The 6,000-nt window shown below is 49.0% G+C and carries 7 protein-coding genes; 4 read left to right on the forward strand and 3 right to left on the reverse strand.

Translation table 11 applies throughout. The features are described from left to right. Positions 1-380: 380 nt before the first annotated feature. Positions 381-1,130 carry a MipA/OmpV family protein gene (locus VJY99_RS15335; RefSeq protein WP_324119958.1) on the forward strand — a complete coding sequence of 250 codons (750 nt, stop codon included), beginning with the start codon at positions 381-383 and terminating at the stop codon, positions 1,128-1,130. A gap of 327 nt (positions 1,131-1,457) precedes the next feature. Continuing rightward, a complete protein-coding gene (locus VJY99_RS15340; RefSeq protein WP_414641602.1) occupies positions 1,458-2,312 on the forward strand; it encodes an aldo/keto reductase in 855 nt (284 codons plus the stop codon). Here VJY99_RS15340 and VJY99_RS15345 read toward each other — a convergent pair. Continuing rightward, on the reverse strand, positions 2,309-3,196 hold the full coding sequence (locus tag VJY99_RS15345) for a D-hexose-6-phosphate mutarotase (protein WP_324119962.1): 888 nt from the start codon (positions 3,194-3,196) through the stop codon (positions 2,309-2,311). The two genes, VJY99_RS15340 and VJY99_RS15345, sit on opposite strands and share 4 nt — an antisense overlap. 79 nt (positions 3,197-3,275) lie before the next feature. Beyond that, positions 3,276-4,271 (reverse strand): glyceraldehyde-3-phosphate dehydrogenase, encoded by a 996-nt coding sequence (gene gapA / locus VJY99_RS15350; protein ID WP_324119964.1) that lies wholly within the window; start codon positions 4,269-4,271, stop codon positions 3,276-3,278. 341 nt (positions 4,272-4,612) lie between these two features. Between gapA and msrB the strand changes: the two genes are divergently transcribed. Further along, on the forward strand, positions 4,613-5,026 hold the full coding sequence (gene msrB, locus VJY99_RS15355) for a peptide-methionine (R)-S-oxide reductase MsrB (protein WP_271283882.1): 414 nt from the start codon (positions 4,613-4,615) through the stop codon (positions 5,024-5,026). Positions 5,027-5,068: 42 nt separating this feature from the next. Then, entirely contained in the window at positions 5,069-5,344 is a 276-nt protein-coding gene (locus tag VJY99_RS15360) for a YeaC family protein (protein WP_324119973.1), read from the forward strand. A 50-nt stretch (positions 5,345-5,394) separates the two neighbouring features. Here VJY99_RS15360 and VJY99_RS15365 read toward each other — a convergent pair. Next, positions 5,395-6,000: glycoside hydrolase family 18 protein (locus VJY99_RS15365; RefSeq protein ID WP_324119968.1), on the reverse strand; the 606-nt coding region annotated here is incomplete at its 5' end.

Consider the following 6,000-nt stretch of genomic DNA (forward strand, 5'->3'; position numbering starts at 1 on the left):
AGTGCGTTTACTACAACTTGAATGTCTTAAGGTAGCGTGACATTTTCATTGCCTCGTTCAGCGTATTTCGTCTTCCTAAAATAAAGCGTAGATGGAATTTGCAAAACTTGCATACGGCCACAAGCCAATTTCAATGACATATCAATAACTCATCCAAATAATTCTCCTTTTGTTGTAAAGGGAAGTGGTTGGTATCACATGTGATTCATAAAACTGAAAAGAAGATGAAACCTGTTTGCGAGATGTTGTTCAGTTGCTTACATCCCAGATCTCGAAGTAACTTGGGTATAGTTGTTTCAAATGGGTAAAAAATTTGGGGTAAGAAAGCTAGAGGGTTAAACTCCAATGGTTAATTATTTGATTAAAGGACTTGATGGATTGTGAGCAAAATCAAAATTCTGACATTGGGGGGACTCATTGCTTCAATTTTTCCCACCGTACAGGCAGCAGATGGCCCCTGGTCTTTAGGCGCGGCAGCTCTGGTGACGCCTAATATGTACAAAGGCGAGCAGGACCGTTTGTACCCTATCCCGATGGTGGGTTACGAAGGAGATAGCTTCTACTTGCGTGGGTTAACCGCAGGTTACTATCTGTGGAATGACCAGGCTGACAAACTTTCCATTATTACCTACTATTCGCCGATCTTTTTCCGCGCGAAGGACAGTGATTATAAAAGCATGCGCCAGTTAGAAAATCGCAAAGCGACTCTGATGGCGGGGCTTTCCTACGTGCATAACACGCAATATGGTTTCCTGCGTACGGTGTTGGCGGGTGACACGCTGGGCAATAGCAACGGCGTAAACTGGGATACCGCATGGTTGTATCGCTACAACAGCGATCGTTTGACCCTGACTCCTGGCATCGGGATAACGTGGAACAGCGAAAACCAAAATGAATATTACTATGGCATCAGTAAGAGCGAGTCACTGCGCAGTGGTTTAGATTCCTATGATCCTGAGGACAGCTGGACCCCGTATGTTGAATTATCTGTTAACTACAAGTTAACCGATAGCTGGAACGTTTTCGGCATGGGGCGCTATGTACACCTGGCCGATGAAGTCACCAATAGCCCGATGATTGATAAAGAGTGGTCGGGTATTTTGATGACAGGTATCACCTATAGTTTCTGATAGTGCAGTCAGTGCACTCTAACGGGGCATTGATGTCCCGTTTTTATTTCGACTCCCACCTTCATTTATCTTAAAAACAATCACCTATCTGTTCTGTCGAATCAATCACCCCCCTGAAAGGTTACTATCCTGTTGTGACGACGGATGTGCGCTAAAATAGTGCGCACATCCAGTGCATTTGCACCAATAAGGTCATGCTAATTTTCCGCAAAGGGAACCAGACATGACGGCCAAAAGTTGACAGTTCCGGTGCGATAATGGTTGTGTTGTACAACGATTAATTATCATGTTCAGATCAAACATGTCCCATACCTATTTAAGGAAGATGTGATGGCAAAACAAATTCTCTTTTCTGAATCAAAACCGTTGCCTGCTATTGGGCAAGGTACCTGGTATATGGGTGAAAACCCCTTGCAGCATAAAGATGAAGTGAATGCCTTGCGCGCAGGTATCGATCTCGGCCTGACCCTTATCGATACCGCAGAAATGTATGCCAATGGTGGGGCGGAGAAAGTGGTGGGTGAGGCCATTACCGGCAGGCGCGATGAAGTTTTCCTCGTCTCGAAAGTCTATCCATGGAATGCCGCCGGACAGAGCGCTATCCAGGCCTGCGAGGATAGCCTGACGCGGCTGAAAACTGATTACCTTGATCTCTATTTGCTGCACTGGCGTGGTGATATTGCACTGGAAGAAACCGTCAGCGTGATGCAGCAACTGATAGTACAAGGCAAAATTCGCCGTTGGGGTGTTTCAAACCTCGACTACGCAGATATGCAGGAGTTATCGAATATTGCTGGTGGACGCGAATGTGCTACCAATCAGGTGCTTTACCATCTCGCGTCGCGCGGTATTGAATATGACCTACTGCCCTGGTGTCAGCAGCAAAAAATGCCGGTAATGGCGTATTGCCCGTTAGCACAAGCCGGTCGTCTGCGTAGTGGATTAATGAATCATCCAGCGCTGAATACTCTTGCCCAGCAGAAAGGGGTGACAGTCGCGCAACTGTTGCTAGCTTGGGTCATTCATCATGAAGGAGTGATTGCGATTCCTAAAGCGGGCAGTGTGGCACACGTAACAGAGAATGCCGCAGCACTGAAGGTTGAGTTGAGTCAGGCCGAAATAGAAATAATGGAAAAGGCGTTCCCGGCACCGGGCCGCAAAACGCCTTTAGATATGGTTTAAGCTTTTTTCGCTACACGCAGTGTCGCCGCTAAACGCGCAGGTTTTTCAGCTGTTGCTTTTTGCGGTGCGCTGGCACAAGCCGACTCAACACAAACGAAAGTCTTGTAACCATCATCTGGCATATCTGCCATAGAAGCAGACAGTGCCGGGCCTGGGTTCCAGCCAACCACATTGATGTGATGGTGATGGATAACATCGATGGTGCGATTCAGGCTCGTATCGTGAATAACGCTGCATTCTTCTGGTTCCAGATAAACGCGGTCAGTGCGATCCGGGAAGGTCTGCACGCCGTCGGTTAACTGGCCTTCAGTTGCATTCAACACTTTATCGATATACTTGTTGCCTAGCCCGCTCACTTTCACTGCGGCAATATCGCCCACGTTGAAGTAAGTATGTAGCGCTGAGTTAACGTCGAATTCACCGTGCGCTTCCAGTTCCATCTCACAGGTTTTACCCAGCTTGTAACGGGCATACAGGGTAAAGTCGTGTGGCCAGAACTTGCGAGTCGCCTCGCTGCTCTGTAATTCGAAAGTCAATGAGACGCCGCTTTCATCTTCATTGTGTGCGCTCAGTGTCCATGGCAAGTTCCGTGCAAAACCATGGGCTGGCAGGTCTTGCTGCGCCGCTGGGCCAAACCATGGCCAACAGATTGGCACACCGCCACGAATCGCTTTACCGTCCTGGAACGGGGTGTTGTCACTCAGCCAAAGTACTTCTTCTTCACCGGCTGGTTTCCAGGACAGCAGGTGCGCGCCTTGCAAAGTGACAGAACCGCGAGCTTGTGGATGGTCAACCACGATAACTTCCAGCTCGTCAATCTGGCGGCGGGACAGGGAAGGGGTAATTTGTTCAATAACTGGAAGTGCAAAAATTTTGCTAATCATTGACTCAACCTATCGTTCAAAGGCCAAAAAAAAGGCGACCGTATCGGTCGCCTCTCAGGATTTAATGACTCATCTCAACTTATTTGGAGATGTGAGCAATCAGATCCAGTACTTTGTGTGAGTAGCCAGTTTCGTTGTCGTACCAGGAAACCAGTTTCACAAAATGGTCGTTCAGTGCGATACCCGCTTTAGCATCGAACACAGAAGTACAAATTTCGCCGTTGAAATCAGTAGATACAACGTCGTCTTCGGTATAACCCAGAACGCCTTTCATTGGGCCTTCAGAAGCCGCTTTGATTGCTTTCTTGATTTCTTCGTAAGACGCAGCTTTTTCCAGACGAACGGTCAGGTCAACAACAGACACGTTTGGAGTTGGAACGCGGAACGCCATACCAGTGATTTTACCGTTCAGCTCTGGCAGTACAACGCCTACAGCTTTAGCAGCACCGGTAGAAGAAGGGATGATGTTCTGAGCTGCACCGCGGCCGCCGCGCCAGTCTTTGTGAGACGGGCCATCAACAGTTTTCTGAGTTGCAGTTGTTGCGTGAACAGTAGTCATCAGGCCTTCAACGATACCGAAGTTGTCGTTGATAACTTTAGCCAGTGGAGCCAGGCAGTTGGTGGTACAAGATGCGTTAGAAACGATATCCTGGCCAGCATATTTCTCGAAGTTAGCACCACGAACGAACATAGGAGTGCTGTCTTTAGAAGGACCAGTCAGAACCACTTTTTTCGCGCCAGCAGTGATGTGCTTACGAGCAGTTTCGTCTGTCAGGAACAGACCAGTTGCTTCAGCAACTACGTCAACGTTAACTTCGTTCCATTTCAGATTAGCCGGGTCACGTTCTGCGGTAACACGGATAGTTTTGCCGTTAACGACCAAGTGGCCGTCTTTGACTTCTACAGTGCCGTTGAAACGACCGTGAGTTGAGTCGTACTTCAGCATGTAAGCCATGTATTCAGCGTCTAACAGGTCGTTGATTGCAACGATCTCGATGTCAGAACGTTCCTGAGCAGCACGGAAAACAATACGGCCGATACGGCCAAAACCGTTGATACCTACTTTGATAGTCATATATTCCACCAGCTATTTGTTAGTGAATAAAAGGTTGCGTGTAAAATTACAAAAACCTTACGCAGCGTCAAGCGGAATCGTGTCAATCATTGCGACAAATCAATCCTTCGCATTACCTTTGTTCGATTGACTCGCCTCACATTCCCTTTGAGCTTGCACACATGTGGGGGCTGCGCCCGGAAGTTTAAAGGGCTCCCCATATAAAAATGTGGAGTAGATCACATTTCGCTGCGTGCCTGTACGCGACGAGTAAGTTTAGAACAAAAGTTCATACTTCATTGTTAATATTTTGTTAGAATCGACGTTAAAAGTTGTCTGTTTCAACGGCGAGATGTCAGCATATGTCGAATAAACAAAACCCAGAAGAACTCAAAAAAAACCTCACAGAAATGCAGTTTTACGTGACGCAAAACCGCGGCACCGAACCGCCGTTTACCGGGCGTTTGCTGCATAATAAGCGCGATGGCGTATACCACTGCCTGGTGTGCGACTCGGCACTGTTTAACGCCCAGAGTAAGTACGATTCAGGGTGCGGCTGGCCAAGCTTTTATGAGCCGGTCAGCGAAGAGGCTGTTCGCTACCTGGACGACACCACTCATGGTATGCAGCGCATCGAGATCCGCTGCGGGAAATGTGACGCGCATCTCGGTCACGTCTTCCCGGATGGTCCTCAGCCGACCGGCGAGCGTTTCTGCGTCAATTCTGCCTCGTTAAGCTTCACCGATGATCAGAATGGCGACCAGACGAAAGGTTGAAAAATCGATTCAGCAAATTATTCCTTCGGAGCCAGGGTGAGCATGAATATTGATGAGATGATTAACGGCATGACGCCAGAGGTATATCAGCGGCTGGTGACGGCCGTTGAGCTCGGTAAATGGGCAGATGGCGTGGCCCTGACGGCGGAACAAAAAGAGAATTGTCTGCAACTGGTGATGCTGTGGCAAGCGCGTCACAACACCGAGGCGCAGCATATGACCATCGACACCCAAGGTCAGATGGTGATGAAGAGCAAGCGGGAGCTGAAAGAAGATTTCGGTATCACCCCGAAACCGTTCGCGACGTTTAAATCGTAACTGCTTCAAAGGCCGGGTAGGGCGTAACCACCACCCGGCTCAGTATACGTTTAGTGCTTAATCCCCAGCGACTCTGCCAGCTGTTTCGCCAGCTGGTTATTGTCATCCGCACCATACTCCCAGAACATCGCGCCGGCCAGTCCCTTGGCTTTGATGTACTCCGCTTTAATGGTGACCGAGCGCGGATTTTCGTAAGACAGGGCAAACAGCGCCTTGCCCTCGGCAGACTTAACGGACAGCCACGGCACCTGAGCCTGCTCGTCCCAGTGCTCGGTAAAGCGTTTCTGTGGATCGTTTATCAACGTCTTCACGATATCGTTGTACTTCACATAAGTATCTTTGGTCAGGTCGTAACCCAGCGATTTGAACAGGCCAATCTCCTGCGGGCCAAAATAGGGCTGCGTCACAGGATTCTTTTGTGCATCCGGCTTACTCCAGTCGATACCCGGCTCAACGGAGCGCTTCGGTACGCGACCATAGAAACCGATGCCCAGGTTCATCTGCTGCGGCTTCAGTCCGGCGGCCAGATAGTTATTGACCACAAAGTCGACGCTGTATTTATCCGCTGCGGCGACGGTTGGCCAGGCGCTGGAATCATACAAATTGGCGTTGAAATACTGTGTCCCGTAGGCCATGTCGTAGGTCATCAGGTTGAT

Source organism: Buttiauxella sp. (genome assembly GCF_035271705.1).
Taxonomy (GTDB): domain Bacteria; phylum Pseudomonadota; class Gammaproteobacteria; order Enterobacterales; family Enterobacteriaceae; genus Buttiauxella.

Coding starts and splice junctions, on each gene's coding strand:
- VJY99_RS15345 (WP_324119962.1), bottom strand. CDS start 3,196: ATGATTAGCAAAATTTTTGCACTTCCAGTTATTGAACAAATTACCCCT.
- gapA (WP_324119964.1), bottom strand. CDS start 4,271: ATGACTATCAAAGTAGGTATCAACGGTTTTGGCCGTATCGGCCGTATT.
- VJY99_RS15360 (WP_324119973.1), top strand. CDS start 5,069: ATGAATATTGATGAGATGATTAACGGCATGACGCCAGAGGTATATCAG.
- msrB (WP_271283882.1), top strand. CDS start 4,613: ATGTCGAATAAACAAAACCCAGAAGAACTCAAAAAAAACCTCACAGAA.